The 19,720-nt window shown below is 40.6% G+C and carries 26 protein-coding genes and 1 pseudogene; 21 read left to right on the forward strand and 6 right to left on the reverse strand.

The window, feature by feature from the left end:
- The first annotated feature begins 55 nt into the window (after positions 1-55).
- The 12 genes and pseudogenes from ABC361_RS03560 to ABC361_RS03615 all read left to right on the forward strand — a co-directional run bounded on the left by ABC361_RS03560 (position 56) and on the right by ABC361_RS03615 (position 7,936).
- Entirely contained in the window at positions 56-517 is a 462-nt protein-coding gene (locus tag ABC361_RS03560) for an NUDIX domain-containing protein (protein WP_413072704.1), read from the forward strand.
- A 117-nt stretch (positions 518-634) separates the two neighbouring features.
- The gene (locus tag ABC361_RS03565) at positions 635-1,018 is read left to right on the forward strand and encodes a hypothetical protein (protein ID WP_413072705.1); all 384 of its coding nucleotides are present in this window, start codon (positions 635-637) and stop codon (positions 1,016-1,018) included.
- A 133-nt stretch (positions 1,019-1,151) separates the two neighbouring features.
- Positions 1,152-2,003 (forward strand): MBL fold metallo-hydrolase, encoded by an 852-nt coding sequence (locus ABC361_RS03570; protein WP_413072706.1) that lies wholly within the window; start codon positions 1,152-1,154, stop codon positions 2,001-2,003.
- Positions 2,004-2,156: 153 nt separating this feature from the next.
- Positions 2,157-2,618, forward strand: a complete 462-nt coding sequence (locus tag ABC361_RS03575) for a GNAT family N-acetyltransferase (protein ID WP_413072707.1) — start codon at positions 2,157-2,159, stop codon at positions 2,616-2,618.
- Between the two features lie 8 nt (positions 2,619-2,626).
- Positions 2,627-3,070, forward strand: coding sequence for a GNAT family N-acetyltransferase (locus ABC361_RS03580; protein WP_413072708.1), 444 nt, complete (start codon positions 2,627-2,629; stop codon positions 3,068-3,070).
- A 9-nt stretch (positions 3,071-3,079) separates the two neighbouring features.
- Positions 3,080-3,550, forward strand: coding sequence for a cytidine deaminase (locus ABC361_RS03585; RefSeq protein ID WP_413072709.1), 471 nt, complete (start codon positions 3,080-3,082; stop codon positions 3,548-3,550).
- Between the two features lie 60 nt (positions 3,551-3,610).
- Complete coding sequence (locus tag ABC361_RS03590; protein WP_413072710.1) at positions 3,611-4,084, forward strand: GNAT family N-acetyltransferase; 474 nt, start codon at positions 3,611-3,613, stop codon at positions 4,082-4,084.
- 87 nt (positions 4,085-4,171) lie between these two features.
- A pseudogene (locus ABC361_RS03595) lies at positions 4,172-4,948 on the forward strand (alpha/beta fold hydrolase).
- 24 nt (positions 4,949-4,972) lie between these two features.
- Entirely contained in the window at positions 4,973-5,491 is a 519-nt protein-coding gene (locus tag ABC361_RS03600; RefSeq protein ID WP_413072711.1) for a DinB family protein, read from the forward strand.
- A 4-nt stretch (positions 5,492-5,495) separates the two neighbouring features.
- Positions 5,496-5,909 (forward strand): DUF3997 domain-containing protein, encoded by a 414-nt coding sequence (locus tag ABC361_RS03605; protein WP_413072712.1) that lies wholly within the window; start codon positions 5,496-5,498, stop codon positions 5,907-5,909.
- Positions 5,910-6,008: 99 nt separating this feature from the next.
- Positions 6,009-6,500, forward strand: coding sequence for a GNAT family N-acetyltransferase (locus tag ABC361_RS03610; RefSeq protein ID WP_413072713.1), 492 nt, complete (start codon positions 6,009-6,011; stop codon positions 6,498-6,500).
- A gap of 146 nt (positions 6,501-6,646) precedes the next feature.
- Positions 6,647-7,936 carry an acyl-CoA thioesterase/bile acid-CoA:amino acid N-acyltransferase family protein gene (locus ABC361_RS03615; RefSeq protein WP_413072714.1) on the forward strand — a complete coding sequence of 430 codons (1,290 nt, stop codon included), beginning with the start codon at positions 6,647-6,649 and terminating at the stop codon, positions 7,934-7,936.
- 86 nt (positions 7,937-8,022) lie between these two features.
- Here ABC361_RS03615 and ABC361_RS03620 read toward each other — a convergent pair whose 3' ends face one another.
- The 4 genes from ABC361_RS03620 to ABC361_RS03635 are packed head-to-tail and all read right to left on the reverse strand — an operon-like array spanning position 8,023 to position 11,748.
- Positions 8,023-9,090 (reverse strand): sulfate/molybdate ABC transporter ATP-binding protein, encoded by a 1,068-nt coding sequence (locus tag ABC361_RS03620; protein ID WP_413072715.1) that lies wholly within the window; start codon positions 9,088-9,090, stop codon positions 8,023-8,025.
- Positions 9,087-9,905, reverse strand: coding sequence for a sulfate ABC transporter permease subunit CysW (gene cysW / locus ABC361_RS03625; protein WP_413072716.1), 819 nt, complete (start codon positions 9,903-9,905; stop codon positions 9,087-9,089). The genes ABC361_RS03620 and cysW overlap by 4 nt, the downstream gene beginning before the upstream one ends.
- Complete coding sequence (cysT, locus tag ABC361_RS03630; protein WP_099302488.1) at positions 9,906-10,733, reverse strand: sulfate ABC transporter permease subunit CysT; 828 nt, start codon at positions 10,731-10,733, stop codon at positions 9,906-9,908. It abuts the gene before it with no gap.
- Between the two features lie 16 nt (positions 10,734-10,749).
- The gene (locus ABC361_RS03635) at positions 10,750-11,748 is read right to left on the reverse strand and encodes a sulfate ABC transporter substrate-binding protein (RefSeq protein ID WP_413072717.1); all 999 of its coding nucleotides are present in this window, start codon (positions 11,746-11,748) and stop codon (positions 10,750-10,752) included.
- Between the two features lie 243 nt (positions 11,749-11,991).
- Between ABC361_RS03635 and ABC361_RS03640 the strand changes: the two genes are divergently transcribed.
- From ABC361_RS03640 to ABC361_RS03650, 3 genes are read left to right on the forward strand one after another with little or no spacing between them, the layout of a single operon-like run.
- The gene (locus tag ABC361_RS03640; RefSeq protein WP_413072718.1) at positions 11,992-12,366 is read left to right on the forward strand and encodes a response regulator aspartate phosphatase; all 375 of its coding nucleotides are present in this window, start codon (positions 11,992-11,994) and stop codon (positions 12,364-12,366) included.
- Complete coding sequence (locus ABC361_RS03645) at positions 12,351-13,085, forward strand: hypothetical protein (RefSeq protein WP_413072719.1); 735 nt, start codon at positions 12,351-12,353, stop codon at positions 13,083-13,085. Before ABC361_RS03640 ends, ABC361_RS03645 begins: the two co-directional genes overlap by 16 nt.
- A complete protein-coding gene (locus tag ABC361_RS03650) occupies positions 13,082-13,204 on the forward strand; it encodes a hypothetical protein (RefSeq protein ID WP_413072720.1) in 123 nt (40 codons plus the stop codon). The genes ABC361_RS03645 and ABC361_RS03650 overlap by 4 nt, the downstream gene beginning before the upstream one ends.
- A 28-nt stretch (positions 13,205-13,232) precedes the next feature.
- On the opposite strand, the gene ABC361_RS03655 is transcribed toward ABC361_RS03650, so the two are convergent.
- Both ABC361_RS03655 and ABC361_RS03660 read right to left on the reverse strand, forming a co-directional pair.
- Positions 13,233-13,742 (reverse strand): GNAT family N-acetyltransferase, encoded by a 510-nt coding sequence (locus tag ABC361_RS03655; protein WP_413072721.1) that lies wholly within the window; start codon positions 13,740-13,742, stop codon positions 13,233-13,235.
- Complete coding sequence (locus ABC361_RS03660; RefSeq protein WP_413072722.1) at positions 13,735-14,223, reverse strand: GNAT family N-acetyltransferase; 489 nt, start codon at positions 14,221-14,223, stop codon at positions 13,735-13,737. The genes ABC361_RS03655 and ABC361_RS03660 overlap by 8 nt, the downstream gene beginning before the upstream one ends.
- 73 nt (positions 14,224-14,296) lie before the next feature.
- On the opposite strand from ABC361_RS03660, the gene ABC361_RS03665 reads away from it, so the two are divergent.
- From ABC361_RS03665 to ABC361_RS03690, 6 genes are all read left to right on the forward strand, one after another.
- On the forward strand, positions 14,297-14,725 hold the full coding sequence (locus tag ABC361_RS03665; protein ID WP_413072723.1) for a DUF3888 domain-containing protein: 429 nt from the start codon (positions 14,297-14,299) through the stop codon (positions 14,723-14,725).
- A gap of 388 nt (positions 14,726-15,113) precedes the next feature.
- Complete coding sequence (locus tag ABC361_RS03670; RefSeq protein WP_413072724.1) at positions 15,114-16,301, forward strand: CaiB/BaiF CoA transferase family protein; 1,188 nt, start codon at positions 15,114-15,116, stop codon at positions 16,299-16,301.
- 14 nt (positions 16,302-16,315) lie between these two features.
- The gene (locus ABC361_RS03675; RefSeq protein WP_413075710.1) at positions 16,316-17,524 is read left to right on the forward strand and encodes an acyl-CoA dehydrogenase family protein; all 1,209 of its coding nucleotides are present in this window, start codon (positions 16,316-16,318) and stop codon (positions 17,522-17,524) included.
- A 47-nt stretch (positions 17,525-17,571) separates the two neighbouring features.
- Complete coding sequence (locus ABC361_RS03680) at positions 17,572-17,895, forward strand: DUF3870 domain-containing protein (RefSeq protein ID WP_413072725.1); 324 nt, start codon at positions 17,572-17,574, stop codon at positions 17,893-17,895.
- Positions 17,896-17,913: 18 nt separating this feature from the next.
- Entirely contained in the window at positions 17,914-18,330 is a 417-nt protein-coding gene (locus tag ABC361_RS03685; RefSeq protein WP_413072726.1) for a hotdog family protein, read from the forward strand.
- Between the two features lie 10 nt (positions 18,331-18,340).
- Positions 18,341-19,639 (forward strand): sigma-54 interaction domain-containing protein, encoded by a 1,299-nt coding sequence (locus tag ABC361_RS03690; protein ID WP_413072727.1) that lies wholly within the window; start codon positions 18,341-18,343, stop codon positions 19,637-19,639.
- Positions 19,640-19,720 lie beyond the last annotated feature (81 nt).

Genomic DNA, 19,720 nt, shown 5'->3' on the forward strand with positions numbered 1-19,720 from the left:
GTCACGTTATCGAGGTTGGTTAATGGATAAAAAAATGTGGAGAGGAGAAGAGCTCATGAATGTGAGAAACGCAGCAAGAGCGGTGATTATAAAAGATGACAAGCTTTTGTTAACAAAAAATAAAGATGCTGAGGGATTTTTTTATCTTTTTACTGCTGGGGGACAAGAGCATGGTGAGACCTTACATAAGGCATTGGTTCGAGAGTGCCTAGAAGAAATTGGGGCAGAAGTCGAAGTGAAAGAGCTTCTCCATATTCGAGAGTACATTGGAAAGAATCATGAGCATGCTTCTTTTGATTCCGATGTGCATCAACTTGACTATTTCTTCGTCTGCCACTTAATCGAGCAAAGTCTCGATTCTGTTCCTATTCTCCCAGATTCCCATCAAGTGGGGATTGAGTGGCTCGATATGAAAGAACTTTCGCATTATCGTATCTATCCTAAAGAGTTAAAGGGACACCTTAAAAAATATAATCATCTTATTCCTTCACCTGTTTATTTAGGCGATGTCAATTAAACTGTATAGATTTTTAGGTTAATTATCAATAAATAAAGAATAATTATTTTATTAGTTATGTACTATGCTATGATGAACAAGTGACCTTTCCTATTATTTACATTCTGGAGGCGCACAATGGATCTTTTACTCCTATTAACCATTTTAGTAACACTATTATTTTTGTCTATCAGTGTTTTTCAGGTGTTTCTTGCGCTTGGCTTTCCGTTGGGGGAGTTCGCCATGGGCGGATTTTATAAAATTTTACCCTTAAAACTACGTATCGTCAGTATGTGTAACGCGATCATACTACTCATGATGAACGTTCTATTTTTGCAATATACTGGAGTCATAAACGGGTTTGACTTTCTTCCTGTGACCATTTTTGTTTGGCTCATTACGGGATTTTTATTTCTAAATACTGTAGCAAATTACTTTTCTAAAAGTGATAAAGAGAAAAAAGTTATGACACCTTTATCTGCTTTAATGTGCGTGTGTTGCCTGCTCATTATTCTTTTATAATATCGAAAAATAGTAAGGAGGTAGGTCCAATGGTAGAGCAAGTTTAATAGAAAATCTACAATTTAATAAGCTTGTTTAAGCGTGTAGATTTTCTCTCGTATCTGTTAGATATAAATAATAGAGGAGAATGAACATGCTTAATAAAATAACGAATGCTACTTATTATTTACTTAATGACGATACAAAAGAACGACCAGCCTTAGGTTTAGTTTGTGGCGATGATTATAGCCTTGTAATTGATGCGGGGAATTCATCGAAGCATGCGCAAGATTTTATAAAACAAATGAAGTTGATGAATGTACCTCCTGTCAAATATGTTGTCATTACCCATGGACATTGGGACCATTTTCTAGGAATGAATGAGTTTGAAGATGCAATTGTAATCGTCAATCATCTCACGGATCAGATACTGCATAAATGGCGAAGTGTCTCCTTTCATGACGATGACCTTCATAAATTAGTAGACGCCATGATGGTAAGCGAAAAACATCTACAGATTATAGCTGATGAAATACCGAAGAGAGAGTCATTTAACTTACAATGTCCAGATCTTGTTTTTCAAGAATCGCTTAAGATTGACCTAGGTAATAAGGTTTGTATGTTGGAAACCATAACATCGACACACACGGATGACTCAACGATTGTTTATGTACCTGATGACAACGTGTTGTTTCTTGGTGACAGTGCTTATGGAGCGACAACCCGTTCTCTTTTTCATTATAAGCAGGATCACTTAATTCCAATGATAGAAGAGATTCAGAAATACGATGCCAAGTACTTTATACTTGGACATGAATCAATCTGTGATCAAGAAGAAATGAACGTGTATTGGAACGAACTCCTCTCTACAAACCAAGTAACCACATCACCTTTTATGGATGAGGCAACGAATTCCTTTATATCCACGTTTAAAAGAGAGCCAAATCAACATGAAACAATCTTTTTACAAGCATTTGTGAATGACCAAATTCTTCGGAAAAGATGATGATTGTAAGTGGGTTGCCTTTAACGAGGTAACCTTTTAAGCAGAGGTTACTTTTTAATAACGAGCAGGTACTATTACAAATCATTTTTTACTAAAGAGATTGATGAGAGAACAATCATTACTGACATACATTCACTTTGTGAGGAGATTCATATGAAAATAAAATACTTAGAAATGAAGGATTTTGAAAAAATGAAAGAATTGTTTCGAGATGTATTTTCAAGTCATCCTTGGTTTGATAAGTGGGATAATCAAGCACAATTAGATGCCTATTTAAAAGATTTAACGGATAACACGAATTCGCTTTCTCTTGCTTTATATGATGAACGACATGAACTAATTGGTTGTTCATTAGGCTATATCTTTAACTGGTGGGAAGGAAGAGAGTACTTTATTAAGGAATTTTTTATCGCTAAAAACAAACAGAACCAAGGCGCGGGTCGCACTTTTTTACATTTAGCCGATCGTTTCTTACAGGATCAAGACGTTGCATGTATCATTTTAGCTACCGAGAAACATGTTCCTGCGTTTCAGTTTTATCAAAATAACGGGTTCTCTGTATTGGAGAATTCTGTGCATATGGTTAAAAGAGTTACACAAAAAGAGAAAGGTTGAGGAATTCAATGGAAATTAGACAGCCAAACGATGTAGAAATTGAAACAATCAGAGAACTGTCTCCGCAATCTATCTTGGAGGGGACCTTAGGTGCTGTTAAGCTAACTAAAGAAAAAATCGACAATCTCATCACTCCGCTATTAGAAAGAGGGAGTTATTATTTAATTGCTGTTGAAGATACAACGTTGATGGGGTGGATTCTGGTTGGCACGAATAAAGATCAGTTTACTGATTCTATAAACGGATTTATATATGAACTTTATGTGATCGAAGCGTATAGAGGAAATGGAATTTCTAAGCGTTTAATGACTGCGGCTATCAATCAAGTAAGAGAAGAAGGATATGATGAAGTAGCCCTGAATGTATTCTCAGGAAATGATGATGCTATTCAATTGTACGAAAAATTGGGTTTTAACGTAAAAACATTTTCAATGAGTTTGCCATTAAAATGAGAGACCAAAATGGTTGAGCGCAAAGAAGAAAGCAGGGACTTTATGGACAGCGAGAAAAAAATTGAGTTGGCAATGTATCAAAAAGCAATTGCCTTTATCCCAGAGAGATACCCGAGCGGTTGGGGAGGCGTAGCCATTATACGAACCGATGATGACCACTATTTTACGAGTGTCTCAATTGAAACAGCAAATGCAAGTGTGGATTTATGTATTGAGGTAGGCGGGATGTGTGATGCGCATAAATACAATAAGCGCGTGACCCATTGTATATGTGTTGTGCGTGATGATGAAACGAGTCCTTTTAAAGTGCTGTCTCCTTGTGGTGTGTGCCAAGAGAGGCTTCGATTTTGGGGAGAGGACGTCAAAGTGGGCGTGACCACGACAGACAATTTGTTAACTTTTGTCCGTTTAAAAGAGCTACAGCCATACCATTGGACGAGAGCATACCCGGCAGAAGAAATCGAACAGTACCAAAAATAGGTTCAACGTAGTTCTTACTTTTTTAACGGGTCAAGTTCTATTAAGTAAGGGGGATGTACCATGGCTTATGAATTCACTGTTATGACACAAGGGCAAGCAGAGAACATCGCATCATCCTGGCATTATGAAGGAATTTATTCATTTTATGATATGGAAGCTGATGAAGAAGACTTGGCTGCTTTTTTGAACCCTCAAGAACGTGGAGATCATTACTATATGGTGAAAAAAAGAAAAGAGGAAGTCGGCTTTTTCTATTTCAATCATAAAGATGAAGCTGTTGAAGTTGGATTAGGGATGAAACCAGAGCGGACTGGCGAAGGAGGGGGATTATCTTTTTTAAGAGCGGGCATGAATTTTGCAAGAATGAAGTATGAACCGAAAGAACTTAACCTCGCAGTTGCCACTTTTAATTCAAGAGCAATAAAAGTCTATCAACAAGCAGGATTTATACCCGATGGGACCTGCATGCAAGAAACAAACGGAAGTCTGTTTGAATTTGTGAAAATGAGCTATGCATGTGCTGGACACAAATGAAGGAGAGCGGTTATGAAAACGACGAATCTTAAAATCAATGAATCTCACGTTCATTATTACGAGTGAGGGACGAACAAAAAAACAACAATGGTTTGTTTACACGGACTTGCGAATACAGGTGCCGTCTTTTCCGAATTAGCTGAATATCTAAAAGATGAGTATCATCTCATTTCGTTTGATAGTCCAGGTCATGGAAAAGCAAGTTCTTTTAAAAAAGAAACAGATTATCTTTTCTAAAATCTTGCCGACTGGTATGACAACGTTTTTCAACAAATTGTACAAGAGCCTTTTTATATTTTAGGGCATTCTTGGGGAGCAGACATTGCATTACATTATGCAAAAAAATATCCTGAAAAGATAAAAGGCGTCATCTTGCTAGATGGTGGTTATACGTTTCCAGATTTTCAGGAAGACATGACTTTTTTGAACGTGTATGATGCGTGGAATCATTATATGGATCATTCGTCGACTTTTGACACTTGGACGGGTGTCGTTGAGGCGTACAAGCACTATACAGCGGATTGGAATGAGGAAAAAGAACAAATGGTAAGAACGCTTTTTCATCGAAAAGAAACCTATCAACTAATTAGTTCAACGTTTACGGTATTATCCATTATTAAAGCTTTTTTCAAAGAAAGTTTTCAACGAACGTACCCGTACATACAGTCACCATTACTATTAATTTGTGCAACGTTGCCAAAAGATTTAAATGAAGCGAGAAGTAAAGGGATAAGGGAACTAAAGCAGCATATTGAAAACGTTACAATCGTTCCAATAGATGAAGCCGGCCATATGGTTCACTGGGATTCTCCAAAAAAAGTGGCAGATTCTATTAAACACGGGTCTAAGAAAAGCGATAGCTAGGATTCTATCATTGGAGGCAGATGAATGATTGATTATAGGATAAGACCAGTTGAAAACTACACGGATAAGATAGGTGAACTTGTGAGCATGCTTGAACACGCTAGGCAAGTTACGTTAAGTGAAATTTCTTCATTCGATCAATCTGAGTTAGACTACTTGCCTTCCCAACACGCAAATTCAATTGGCAGCCTCTTATTTCACATTGCTTCAATAGAATTTGTCCACCAGGTTATTTCTTTTGAGAAAAGGGATTTAACTTTAGAAGAAATCAAAAAATGGGGGATGGCATTATCCTTAGGTAGTAAGGCAAGGCAAGAAATAACCGGTTATTCACTTAACTATTATCTCGATACATTATCAGAGGTCAGGGGAAAAACGCTAGCTCTCCTCAAATCTAAAGACGATACATGGTTATTTGAAGAGCACAACTGGGACAACGGGGTTCCCTACAACAATTATTATGTATGGTTTCATGTTATGGAAGATGAAATGAATCATCGTGGACAAATTCGCGCATTGAAGAGGCAGTTGGGAAATAGATGAAAACATGAAACGAACGATTCGTTATCTTTTTATTATGTTCATCACTTTAGTTGGTTGTGCTGGATTAGGGAACAAATCTTACCTCTTACAAGATGGCTATTCTGTTATGTATATTTCTGTTTATAACGCAAAGCTGATTTATGATGAGACTGGAACAAATACGAGTGGAAGTACGGTTATACCAGAAATGGTTGTTCGAATCAATGAAAATGACCGCTATATCATCGCAGAGCAAGAGCTTTTAAAAAGAGGCAAACCGACTGGAGAATATACTTATTGGATCGAAGACAAATTAAATCGTACTATCGTTGGTCGTGCCTTAGACTTTGATGATTTTCAAAATCAATTAAGTGAGCTCTCAATAAAGGATTTAGAGCTATTAGACGTTAAAACGTTCCCAGTTTTAGAAGAATCGTAGAGAATGTAGTTTTCTTGAACGTCGTTTTGGCGATCTGGTTGAAAAGAAAAAGGAGCATTAAACTTTCACTTCTCTATAGCTAGTACGAAAGGAGAAAAAATGATTGAACTGAAAAGAATAACTGAGGACAACATTGACCAAGTCATTGCACTTGAAGTTGGAGAAGGTCAACAACCCTTTATTGAAACGACGAACCTTAGGAGCATTGCAGACGCTTATGTTTTGAACGCAGATGGGATACCGGCCACGCCCTTTGCTATTTACGTAGATGAATTAGTGGTCGGCTTTTTAATGTATACATATGATACGACAGACCATGAATCATTTAAGAATACAGCTTTCTACGGGAAAAAATGCTATTTTATCTGGCATTTTATGATTGGAGAGCGTTATCAAGGAAGGGGATATGGTAAGCTTGCAATCGAAAAAATATTGACTGAAATTAAACAGATGCCCTTGGGAGAAGCAGAGTATGTGGACCTTTTCTATCATAGAAAGAATGCCATAGCAAGGACAGTATATGCCTCATGTGGTTTTGTAGATTCAGGCATCATTCAGGGAGATTCGGTGCATGCCAGTAAAAAGCTATAGAACGTTGGGTTAGCAATTGCCATCGAGAATAAGAATTGATCACATTAGAATGGAAATAGATGTGGTTGCATCTTGATGAGCATATTTAATCTTTTCTCCTTATATTGCGTATCGGAGAGAAATGAAAGGTTTTTTAGGAGGTCTACATGAGTCAGTTAACTACAAACATACAAATCCACGTAAAAGAAAAAGCGAGTATACTAGAACCCTTATCTGTAAAAATTGAGACCGGGGAACCTAAAACCGCGTTTAGGATGACATTGGAAACTAAAGACGACAAAGACAATGTTTTTATATCAAAAGCTGTGTTTGAAAGCGATGAGAATGGATGGATTGATGTAGCTACGTTTAAACCGGTTAGCGGCGACTATGAATCAGTTGATTATTTGGGAATGATTTGGTCGATGAGTGTAGGGAAGAAAAACCGAATGTTCGTAAAACATTCGGCTGAGGCGATCATATTTGATATGAATCTATATAGCTCTAACGGCGAACTTTTAGCAAATAAGTCGTTTGAAAGAACGTTCCTAGAGAAACCTATCATAAAAGAAGCGTTGCAAGATGATGTTGTTGGCTCGTTATTTTATCCAGAAGATCAAACCGATTTACCAGCAATTATTATCGTAGGCGGTTCGGATGGTGCTGTGCATGAGTCGGCAGCTGCAATATTAGCTTCAGAAGGGTATGCCGTTCTTGCGTTAGCGTACTTTGGAAAAGAAGGATTGCCTAAAGGAATTGAACATATTCCGCTCGAGTATGTAGATCATGCATTTTCTTTTTTGGAGAGTCGCACGAATGTTAATCAGGATAGGCTCGCCATCATTGGTCACTCGAGAGGTGCAGAACTTGCGCTTCTATACGCATCCAATCATACGAAAGTAAAAGCGGTGATTGCATCTGGGGCAAGCTCCGTTATCTTTTCTGGAATGATCAACTTTCAACCTACAAAAAAATCTGCGTGGACCTATAAACAGGTTCCTTATGAATTCTATGCTGTAGAAAGAGAATTTAAAGATACAGTGTCCTTTTTCCGACATTTGATATCGCGAAAACCTTATTCCGGTATAGAGACGATGAAAGCGAGTCTACAGGATAACGAAAGATTGGCGTTGTATTCCATCCCTGTCCAGAACATTCAAGCTCCGATCATGCTATTTGCTGGAACAGATGACCATGTACAGCCAGCTGAGCTTTTTCTGAATCGAATGAAAGCAGACTTATATGATCATGCGTATAGCAAGGATAATCAATTTATTCTTCATTCTGGTGCTGGACATTTTGCTGCATTTCCGAGTAGTTTGCCTAACCTACCGCAAACAGTGGAAGAGAGTAACGCGCTCATGACGTTAACATTTGGTGGAACGAGAAAAATAAATGCGGATGTTGCGCAGCAATCGTGGGACGAGACGGTCACTTTTCTACATACACACCTCTAAAATTCACTAGCTTTTTAACTGAGGGAGCTGAGATGACAGGATGAAAAGAACCTATATACTCGTATAGGTTCTTTTGCTTCGCGATTCTAAATCACATAGTCGTCAACATGGAAGACGCCAATTTTTTCTGGACGAATATAGGCGGTGTCGCCAACTTGTAAATTGAGATCGGCTAGATGTTTTTTTGGTTGTTGGATATCAATCATTTCGTTTTGTTCTTCGTGTTTCACTTCAATGAACACGATGGGGCCAACTGGATGAATGGATTGAACAATGACTTTTAAGTCGGCTTTCCCCTCGTATGTTGTTGAGATGGCAATCTCGTGTGGACGAGCAAACCCGACTGCTTGAGATTCTTCTAGTGTTGAGGCGGTTTGCCAGTCAGCTCCGTGTATGTGAAGTGTTCCTGCTTTCGCTTGGCCTGAGAAACGGTTGGCGTTGCCTAGAAACTCGTACACGAACGGTGTTTGTGGTTCTTCATAGACATGAGTGGGTGTGCCGATTTGTTCAATTGCGCCATTCCGCATAACGACGACCTTGTCTGCAACATCAAGTGCTTCTTCTTGGTCGTGGGTAACAAAAACCGTTGTGATGCCAGTTTGTTTGTGAAGCGTGCGCAACCAACGTCTAAGTTCTTTTCGTACTTGCGCATCGAGTGCGCCAAAAGGTTCATCGAGCAAGAGGACATCTGGGTTAATGGCTAGGGCTCTTGCCAAGGCGACGCGCTGACGCTGACCGCCAGAAAGTTCAGCAGGAAAACGATTGCCGAGTCCATCTAATTTTACGAGCGTTAGCAGTTCCTCCACACGCGCAGCAATCGCTTGTTTTGATGGGCGCTCACGCCGTTTTAACACATTGAGTCCATATGCAATGTTTGTGGCGACGGTCATGTGAGCAAACAATGCGTAATGTTGAAAAACAAAGCCAACTTTTCGTTCTCGAGGGGAACGGTTTGTCACGTTTTTTCCGTTTATATGAATATCACCTTGATTTGCTGTTTCAAGTCCAGCAATCATACGTAATAAAGTGGTTTTTCCAGAACCGGATGGACCTAATAAAGCGAATAACTCACCCTGTTCAACTTCTAAATCTATGTTGTGTAAAACAGGTGTTGTGCCAAATGCTTTATGGATGCCTGTCATTTTGATCGTCATTTCGTCTTCACCTTTCCTTGTCGAGATTCAACCCATTGCTTCACAAAAATGGTGACGATGGCAAAGAGGGACATCAACGCTGCGATGGCAAAAGATGCGGTAAATTGATATTCGTTGTAGAGAATTTCCACATGCAAAGGCATCGTATTCGTACTCCCGCGAATTTTTCCAGACACAACGGATACAGCGCCAAATTCACCAATGGTGCGAGCTGTACAGAGAATCACACCGTAAAGCAGGCCCCACTTTATGGATGGTAGTGTGACACGAAGGAATGTTTGCCATCCATTTGCTCCAAGTGTAATGGAGGCTTCTTCTGCTTCTGAACCTTGTGCTTCCATAAGTGGAATCAGTTCACGGACAACAAAAGGCAAGGTGACAAACATCGTTGCAAGCACAATTCCTGGTAAAGCAAAAATGATTTGAAACCCATTTGCTACGAGCCATTCTCCGAAGAAACCGTACACCCCATACAAGAGAATAAAGAGTAGCCCGGCGATGACTGGAGACACAGCGAACGGAATTTCAATAAGGGTAATTAGAAGTTGTCGGCCTCTAAACTGGAATTTCGTTAATGCCCATGCGGCGGCTAAGCCGAAAAGTGTATGAAGCGGAACCGTAATCACAACAACAAGAAGGGTTAACTGTATCGCTGATAACGCATCTGGCTCGGTGATCGATGCCACAAACACTTGAAACCCTTGGGCAAAAGCGCCTGAAAAAATAATGACGAGCGGCAAAAAAAGAAACAGTAGTAAGAACAAAAATGCAATGCTAATTAACATATAGCTCAACCATGTTTTTTCAGAACGCATTTAGGACAACCTCCTTTGACCTAATTTTCTCGATAAGAGCCATTGTAGGGCGTTGACTGCTAGGAGCAATGCAAAAGAGAGGACAAGCATCACGACAGCGATTGCCGTTGCGCCACCGTAATCAAATTGTTCAAGCTTTGTCATAATGAGAAGAGGAACAATCTCTGTTTGCATCGGCATGTTTCCTGCGATAAATACGACTGAGCCGTATTCCCCAAGTGCCCGCGCAAACGCCAGCGTCATTCCCGCTAGTAGCGCTGGGACGAGTAAAGGGAAAATGACGGTTCGAAACGTTTGAAAAGGTGTAGCACCCAGTAATGCAGATGCTTCTTCCGTTTCTTGATCAATGGTTTTTAAAACAGGTTCGACCATTCGAACAACGAAAGGAAGTCCGATAAACGTAAGCGCTATGGTGACGCCGAGTGGTGTAAATGCAACTTGAATGCCGAGTGGCGCAAGCAAAGAACCAATCCAGCCACTTTCGGTATAAAGACTCGTTAAGGCAATCCCAGCGACTGCAGTCGGTAAGGCGAAAGGTAAGTCAATTAACCCATCCATCAATCGTTTACCAGGGAAGGTATAACGAACCATGACCCACGCAATTAATACGCCGAACACACCATTAATGAGTGCCGCAATAAACGATGCAGTGAAGCTTAATCGAAATGCGGCAAAAACTCTTGGATCATTAAGGGCATTCCAAAACGTATCCCACCCGTTGTAAACCGTAAAGACAACAAGTGCTGCGAGAGGAATAAAGACAATAAAGCTCATATAAAGCATGGTGAATCCTAGGCTAATGCCGAAGCCTGGTAATATTCGTTTCATAATCGACTCCTACTTGTTAAGGTTGGTAGATTTCGTCAAAGATGCCGCCGTCTGAAAAGTGTTTTTCTTGTGCTTCTTGCCAAGAGCCAAATTTCTCGTCGATGGTGAACAAATCGAGTTCAGGGAATGAATCGCTATATTCAGCTAGAACATCTTCGTTTCTAGGACGGTAATAGTGCTCAGCAATCAAGCGCTGTCCTTCATCGGTGTATAAAAATTCTAAATAGGCTTCGGCGACGTCACGGGTTCCTTTTCGATCAACTACTTTGTCAACAATTGCAACAGGTGGTTCGGTTAAAATGGACATAGAAGGTGTTACAATATCAAACTCATCTTCGCCTAATTCATTTGCAGCAAGAATCGCTTCGTTTTCCCAAGCAAGTAAGACGTCACCAATACCACGCTCTACAAATGAGGTCGTTGCTCCTCTAGCACCGGAATCGAGTGCAACTACATTTTGATAAATGTCGCTGACAAAGGTTTGTGCTTCCTCTTCTGAACCGTATGCCTCTTCTGCATAGCCCCAAGCTGCTAAGTAATTCCAGCGAGCACCACCAGATGTCTTTGGATTTGGCGTCACGACTTCTACATCCTCGCGAATAAGATCATCCCAATCTTTGATGTCTTTCGGGTTTCCTTTTCGGACCAAGAAATTAATCGTCGACGTATATGGAGCTGAGTTCTCTTCAAATTGAGATTGCCAGTCTGCATCCAGAAGTTCCCGTTCTTGTAACACATCAATATCGTAAGCGAGCGCTAATGTCACCACGTCCGCTTCTAATCCGTCCAAGACAGAGCGGGCTTGACTGCCAGATCCTCCATGAGAAGCATTGATTTTAATCGTTTCGCCTGTTTCCTCCTCCCAATAATCAATAAATGCATCATCTACATCCGCATATAGTTCACGAGTTGGATCATACGAAACGTTTAATAGTTCAACAGAATCACTGGAACTTGACGTATTACACGCAGTAAGAACACCGATTGCCAGGATAGGGAACGCGATTTTTCTCATTTCAACACTCCTTTTTGTGTATCCCTATACATTTAGTAGGGATTAAGGTTAAAAAATATATGTAAGAATTGTGTTTTATATTATTCTTATAATTCCGATCTGTCAATAAGTTTTTTCTATAGACATCAAATGGACGTTTCCCAAGTTCTTTGACTGTATTGGGAAATATCATCATATCGACAATTTTTCCCATTTGTGTGGTATGTTTAATAAAACAAGTAAATAACGAGAAGGGGTGATTGAATGCAAGTGAAGATACCATCCGAAGCAGTCGGTGCCAAGATTGTTGAGTGGTATAGTTGTCTTGTTTCACGTTCGTATGACCAAGCTATGTTGTTAAGGGATGAAACAAAAACAATGATTCGTCAAATGGAGAAGAATGACAAGATTTTGGCATATTTTTCACTCGTTGACTATAGACACAGTATGCTTATGAACAGCTATGATAAAAATACACTAGACGAAGAGTTGTTGGAGGAGCATGAAGAGATCACGCAAATTGATAATATGCTCAAGTATTTTTATTATTTTATTAGTGGTCAATCTGAGTATGTGCATGAACGGTATCGTTCAGCTGTAAAACTTTTGAAAGAGCAGGTAGATTGCTGGAGCATGTGAATGATGAGGCAGAGGAAGCTGAGTTCTATCAATATACGGGATATGTCTATTACCGCTTAAATCAATACTTAATCGCTTCTTCTTATATGGAGAAAGCATCTGTTATTTATCAGCGACTTCAGTATACTGAACCTTATCTGAATTGTCAGATCATACTTGCCGCCATATATCAGGAACTACATAATCCAGATAAGGGTGAGGTATTATTAAAAGAGGCTCTAGAAAAGGCGAGAGGGAAAGGGAAACTTAGTGCTGTCATAATTAGAGTGTTAGGTTTAAATAAATTAAGCGTAAAAGATTATTTATCCGCAGAACTATATTTTAAAGAGGCTTTAACTTTCGGGGAGCATAAAGATGCTTTAGTCGGAGCGAAAACGTCGTATAACTTAAGTAATGCATTATTTAATCAAGGGAAAAAGGATGAGCCACTACGATATTTCCAGATAGCAGAAGCGGAAATGACCTACTACCAAAATAAAGAATATCTGGCGCGATGTTTAGCGACAAAAGGCTTGCATATTAAAAATGATTATCAGCTAGTGGATGAAGCAATTGAACGATTAACAAAACTCGGTTTAGATTTTGAGATTGCAGAAGTAGCAGAAGACGCTTCAGGTTACGCTGAAAAAGAAGGAAATGATTCGTTGGCGTTGAAGTATATGAAAGTTGCTCATAGAGCTCGTTTGTACCAAAATGCGATAGGAGAGGATAGTAAATGATTAAAAAGTTTGTTCTTATAACAATGTTAGCTGTTGCACTAACGGTAGGATCATCTGGAAGTCTCACCGCAGATGATGCAGATCTAATTCAAACGCGTGATAAAGCAGAAATGACGTAAAGAAGATGCTGGCATGCATCTTCTTTTTTCACCCTCTCCACATGCTAAACACGAGAATCTCTTTTCCCCATGTAAGAATGCGTTTTTCTTGCTCCATTCCTACACGTTTAGCAACACGAATGGAAGGATAGTTAAGTGGAGCAATTAAGGAAATAACCCGCTTGCGGTCCAATCGAGAAAAAGCGAAATCCCGACAAGCGGAAGCAGCCTCCGTCGCATAGCCATTTCCCCAAAAATCTCTTGCGAACAAATAGCCAATTTCAAGCTCGTCTTTTTCCTCAATAACTTGTGGAACAAGACCACATTGTCCGAGAAACGTTCCGGTTCGTTTATCTTCTACAATCCATAAACCCGCCCCTTGAGTGTCATAAAGTTGAAGTTGCCAGTTAATCCATTTCATCGTTTCTGCTTCATTTTTCGTTTTAGGGTAATGGGCCATTGCTTCGGGGTCGGAAAAAATCTTTAATAAATGCTCTACATCATGATGGGTCATAGCCCGTAGTGCTAAACGATCTGTTTCCATGATAGACTCACTCACTTTGCTTGCCTCCTTTATTTCTTAACTTGTATAGATGTTGAGATTCTCCGAACCGTTGAACGGTTCCCGTAACCTCCATATTTAGTTTTTCTAGCAATTTTCTCGAACGATGATTGGCTGTTTGTGTTTCGGCGACAAGATAAGGAAGGTGTAAGGACTTGAAAGCATAGTCGATGACGGCAGTAGCAACTTCAAATGCATACCTTTTTCCCCAAGCGTGTGGCATAAACTGATAGGAAATCTCGGTACTTGTTTTGTCATGATGCTGATCAAGAGAGATCAAACCAATAAAATTTTTTTGCGTATAAATTCCCCATGTGTGCTCGCTCATTTCCTGCTTAATTGTATCAAGACAGATGGTTTCTTGTTGGAGTGCTCCTCCTAAGTAACGTCGAACTTGTTCGTTTGTATACATGTTTAACAAATGATCGGGTTGCACATGTTCATGTGTAAAAAGTACGCAACGAGTCGTTGAAAGCATCGGCATCACCTTTTTATGAATTTTTATAGTGAATTAAAGGGAAAATAAAGCCATAGATAGAAAGGTGGTTAAGTTGAGTTTGCGTTGGTTAAGGAACATTATCTTTTTTGGGCTCATTGTCATGTCGTTGACGCAGCCTTCATGCGTGCAGGCATATACGGTTAATACAATGAAAGATTCAGATGAATTAAGGGTGTACGACAGTTTAATGGTCTTCTTAGCAGACCCAATTAATCAGGCAGTTAATACGTATTATAAGCCTTTTTTAAAAGAGGATGTGATTGTTTATGATTACGAAATTTATCTTTTAAAAATTGACCGCACTGAAAGCTTTCGTGGGTTTTCGTTTAATTTACTCGTTGAGGTTGAACCTGTCGTTGGTCCACATCTTTCCGTAGGTCGAGATCAGCTTCTGTTAAGCGTATCACCAATGAATCCTGAGAAAGTGAAGCTGCTCTCTTATGAACATTTAGAGACATATGAAGTGTCGAATTGGCGATGAAAAATAGTGAGGACAACGAAATGATACGACAATTTATGATTGATTGCGGCGACATTGAGCTTAGGGAATTTAGTATGAAAGATGCCAAAGGACTGTAGAAATTGACGGTAAGACGCATCATCATAATCAGAAGGTGCGAAAAAGATTAAAATAAATTGTTGTAAAATTCTAACGTCTATACTATACTAAAACAAATGACCATCGACTGCAATGACCTTGCAGCGTTTCTGGTCTCAACTGGAAAACGATAATAACTTGGCGACGTTCACTTTGATCTTCGGTAGCCTGAAGACGAGCCTTGAATAGAGTCAGTAGAGCAATTCATGTTTGTAAACATGGTTTGTTTTACTGGCTCTTTTTTGTTGCAACTAAAGAAGGAGGGAGTGTTTTGCGCGGCGCTTTAGAAGGGATGCGTATTATTGATACATCAAGGGTATTGGCTGGTCCATTTTGCTCGATGATTCTGGGTGATCTAGGTGCTGAAGTCATTAAAATTGAGCATGTCCGAAACGGTGACGAAACAAGAAGTTGGGGGCCTCCTTTTGTTGGGACTGAAAGTGCGTACTACTTAACCGCAAATCGCAATAAGCGTGGGATAACGTTAGATTTAGGTTCAGAAAAAGGGAAGGAGATCTTCCTTGAACTTGTAGTTGATGCGGATGTAGTGATTGAAAATTTTAAAGTAGGCACAATGGCAAAATGGGGACTAAGTTATGACGATTTATCCCAGCACAATGAAGGAATTATCCTTGCCTCGATAACGGGCTTTGGTCAAACAGGTCCATACCAATCCTTACCTGGCTATGATTACATTGTGCAAGCGATGAGCGGTCTTATGAGCATCACTGGAGAGAAGGAAGGCCCACCGTTAAAAGTGGGTGTGGCTATTTCAGATGTGTTAACCGGGCTCTATACGTGTATTGGCATTTTGTCGGCTATCCATCATCGACAGCAAACAGGAGAAGGGCAAGCAATCGACATCTCGTTGTTGGATTGTCAAATATCCGCTCTAGTGAACGTTGCGAGTAACTACCTTGCAACAGGTGACACGCCCACTCGGTTAGGAAATCAACATCCGAACATTTCCCCCTATCAAGTGTTTTCAGCGAAAGATGGAGATATGGTCATCGCCGTAGGGAACGATCGCCAGTTTGAGCAGTTCGCCCATGTGATTGAAAAGCCCGAGTTATTGGATTTACCACTGTTTCAAACAAACACGATGCGTGTTGATAATCGTACACGATTGCTCTCTATTTGCGGAGAGGCGATGCTAGCGAAAACGAAAAGAGAATGGAAAGCATTGTTTGATCAAGCAGGGGTACCGAATGGACCGATTCAGACAATCCCTGAAATGTTCGCAGATCCGCACATTCAAGCGCGGGAAATGTGTATGTCAATGGAGCATCCGTCGTTAGGCGCGTTAAAGCTAGTAGGATCACCGCTGAAATTAAGCAAAAGTCCTGTGAAAATGGCTAAACCGCCACCGCTATACGGGGAGCATACTGAGCAAGTCTTACGTGAGTTAGGTTATATAAAAGACGATATTGAAGGACTTAGACAAAACCACATTATTTAGGAGGCGTTTCTATGATGAATTTTGAACTGACTGAAGAGCAAGTAAGCGTGCAAAAAATGGTGCGAAAGTTTGTTGATAAAGAAATTATTCCATACATTCAAGAGTGGGACCGAAACGGGGAATTTCAACCACATATTCTAAAAAAGCTGTCGGAATTGCAGTTAATGGGCGTATGTATTCCAGAGCAGTACGGCGGGGCGGGTATGGATTATAACACGCTAGCAATTGTGTGTCAGGAGCTAGAGCGTGGGGACACGGCTTATCGGACCGCCGTATCTGTTCATACAGGTTTAAACAGTATGACCGTGTTGCAGTGGGGAACAGAAGAACAGAAGCGAAAGTATTTAACGCCTCAAGCAGAAGGAACGAAAATTGGTGCTTTTGGTTTAACAGAGCCTGATGCTGGTTCGGATGTTGCAGCGATGAAGTCAACTGCAGTGCGGGACGGGGACTCTTATATTTTGAACGGTTCCAAAACATGGATCTCTCTTTGCGATGTAGCCGATCATTTTCTTGTGTTTGCAAAAACAGATCATGATCAAGCGCACAAAGGAATCAGCGCGTTCATTGTCGAAAGAAGTTACGAGGGTGTGGAAACAAAGGCGATCAAAGGAAAATTAGGGATTCGAGCTGGGAATACCGGGGAAGTTTTTTTGACAGATGTTCGCGTACCAGCTGAAAATCTGCTTGGCGAAGAAGGAGAAGGGTTTAAAATTGCCATGTCGGCACTGGATAATGGCCGTTTCACGGTTGCAGCTGGTGCAGTAGGGTTAATTGAAGCGTCTCTTGAAGCGAGCTTAAAATATTGCCATGAGCGGAAAACGTTTGGAAAAGAAATTGGCAAGCATCAGCTTGTCCAGCAAATGATTGCAAATATGAGTGCGAATTTAGAAATCTCGCAGACGCTTGTTTTTAAGGCAGGATGGTTAAAAAATAACGGCGAGCGAAATACGAGAGAAACGTCTTTGGCAAAGTGGATTGCCTGTAATGCCGGCTTTGACGCAGCGAATGATGCTGTTCAAATTCACGGTGCGTATGGCTATTCAGATGAATATCCAGTCGAACGTTTTTTAAGAAATTCAAAAGCGCCGGTTATTTATGAAGGAACAAAAGAAATTCATACGATTATGCAAGCGGAATATGCGCTTGGTTACAAAGAAGATCGTCCGTTGCGAAAACAGCTACCTGCTTGGCCATTTGAAGAAGTAACGGTGACAAACTAAGGCGAAGCAGATGAAAGGTTGTAGCGCGGACATAAGGGAGATGTGTGATGAACACTTACTTTATTGCTGGCCATGCAAAACTTCCTCAAGGAATGGCAGCGCGAAATGTATACGATTCGCTCACGATTACGTTAGAGCTAGACTTTACGTACGGCGTAGTCGTGGATTGTTCTTGTACGCTAGCAACCGAGCACGGGCGCAACTTTATTCGCCAATTGTTGCGTGGGTATTGTTTACAACATGGTGTAGATGAATTAATTCAAACGGTCCAGCATCACTATTGTGGGAAAGCAGGGCACGCCATACAAGCTGCTTTAAAAGATGTCTACGCCCAGTATGAAACATCAGGCGCAACTTTTAAAGAAGTGTGAAAGGAAGGTGGTTAGGTGATGACGAGTCTAGTGGCTGATTTATTCATTGGGCAGATTGCGCGATTACAGCGAACCTTTACGGACGAAGATGTAAGGGTTTGCAAAGCGCTGACGAACGATTACAGTCCTGTATATAACTCGGATCAAGATGTGTGGAAAACGTATTATAATCAACCGATCGTGCCAGGGTTATTGGCAGAAGGTCTGATTACTCAGGTCGTCAGTGAAAAACTGCCTGGCAAAGCGTGTGTCCTTTTGCAAAAAGAGCTTGTGTTTTATCGACCTGTCCATGTCGGCGATGTCATTACAGCAGAGCTTGAAATAATCGATATTCATGAAGAACGCAGCTGGATTACGCAAAAAGTTACCTGTTTGAATGATCAAGGCAATGAAGTGATTAAAGGTCAAATTGTCATACTTGTTCTAGGTAATTGATGTGAAAAACATGCTTACTACGGCAGAGCGCAGGATCAATTGGGGTTATATTGAAACCGACGAACATAGTCAGATTGTTTTTCTTAGTGATGAGTTATGTGCTACTATCCAGATCAATAAAGAAGAGTGGGTAGGCATGCCGGCGAGGGAGCTCATTCGTGATCCGAGTAGCCGCAAACCAAAACAGGTCTTTTTTGGTATTATATCTGGCTATGCGTGTCTCATTCGAGTGGTACATCTTGATCAACATAGGCAATACCATGTTCTCGTCCGTCAAGATGATGTTGCGCATGTTGAATTGATGTCGTTTATGAATGCAGTGGATGGGTTAACAAAGAAAAAAAGCCAGTCGCGGCAAAGTAAATATAGTTTCTCTGAATTGATAGGTGGAAGTGAGTCGATGGAGCAGGCAAAAGAATTAGCTGCTCGGATTGCCACAAGTCAATCGACTGTTTTACTTACTGGTGAAAGTGGAACAGGGAAAGAGCTGTTTGCGCAAGCGATACATGGATTGAGTACCCGCAAACATAATCCATTCGTGGCAGTCAATTGTGCAGCGATTCCTGCTGACCTTTTTGAATCAGAAGTATTTGGTTATGAAGGTGGTGCGTTTAGCGGGGCGAAAAAAGAAGGGAAGCCAGGAAAAGTTGAGTTAGCTCAGCACGGGACGTTATTTTTGGACGAAATTTCTGAACTTCCCTATGCGGCGCAAGGAAAGTTATTACGGGTTTTACAAGAGCGAGAAATTGAACGGCTTGGCGGTACGAGTAGCAAAAATGTTGATATTCGCATTATTGCGGCCACAAACCGAGATTTAAGTATGCTCGTCCATGAAGGTAAATTTCGACAGGATTTGTTTTATCGGTTATACGTATTTGATTTGAAAATTCCAGCGTTACGTCAGCGTAAAGAGGACATTTTGCTTTTGGCTAATTCATTTGTCTCTTTATTTAACGACCGATTAGGTTTGCAAGTAGAGTCAATTGATATGGAGTTGCAGCAATGGATGCTCCACTATGAGTGGCCAGGAAATGTAAGAGAACTCAAGGCGTATGTGGAGCGAGCGATGAATCTAACAAATGGACGAACGTTGAAGCGCCCCGTCGAAACCATGCTTTCACAACCAGTAGAGGTAGAAGAAGATCGACCACTTTATTCATTGGAAGATGAGGTAAAGCGAGCGGAGGAGAACGCAATCCGTAAAGCGTTAAAACAAGCAGATGGGGATCGGACAACAGCCGCGCGATTGTTAGATATTCATTTGGCTAGTTTATATCGGAAGCTTTCTAAATATGGGATTAAAGACTAACGTGTACAACCTGACGGATTGTGCACGTTTTTCAATAGAGTCGCTTTTTCGCAATGGTGTTTCGCAGGAGTGCGAATAGAT

Origin of the sequence: Shouchella phoenicis, from assembly GCF_047238345.1 — a bacterium.
Lineage (GTDB): Bacteria > Bacillota > Bacilli > Bacillales > Bacillaceae_D > Shouchella.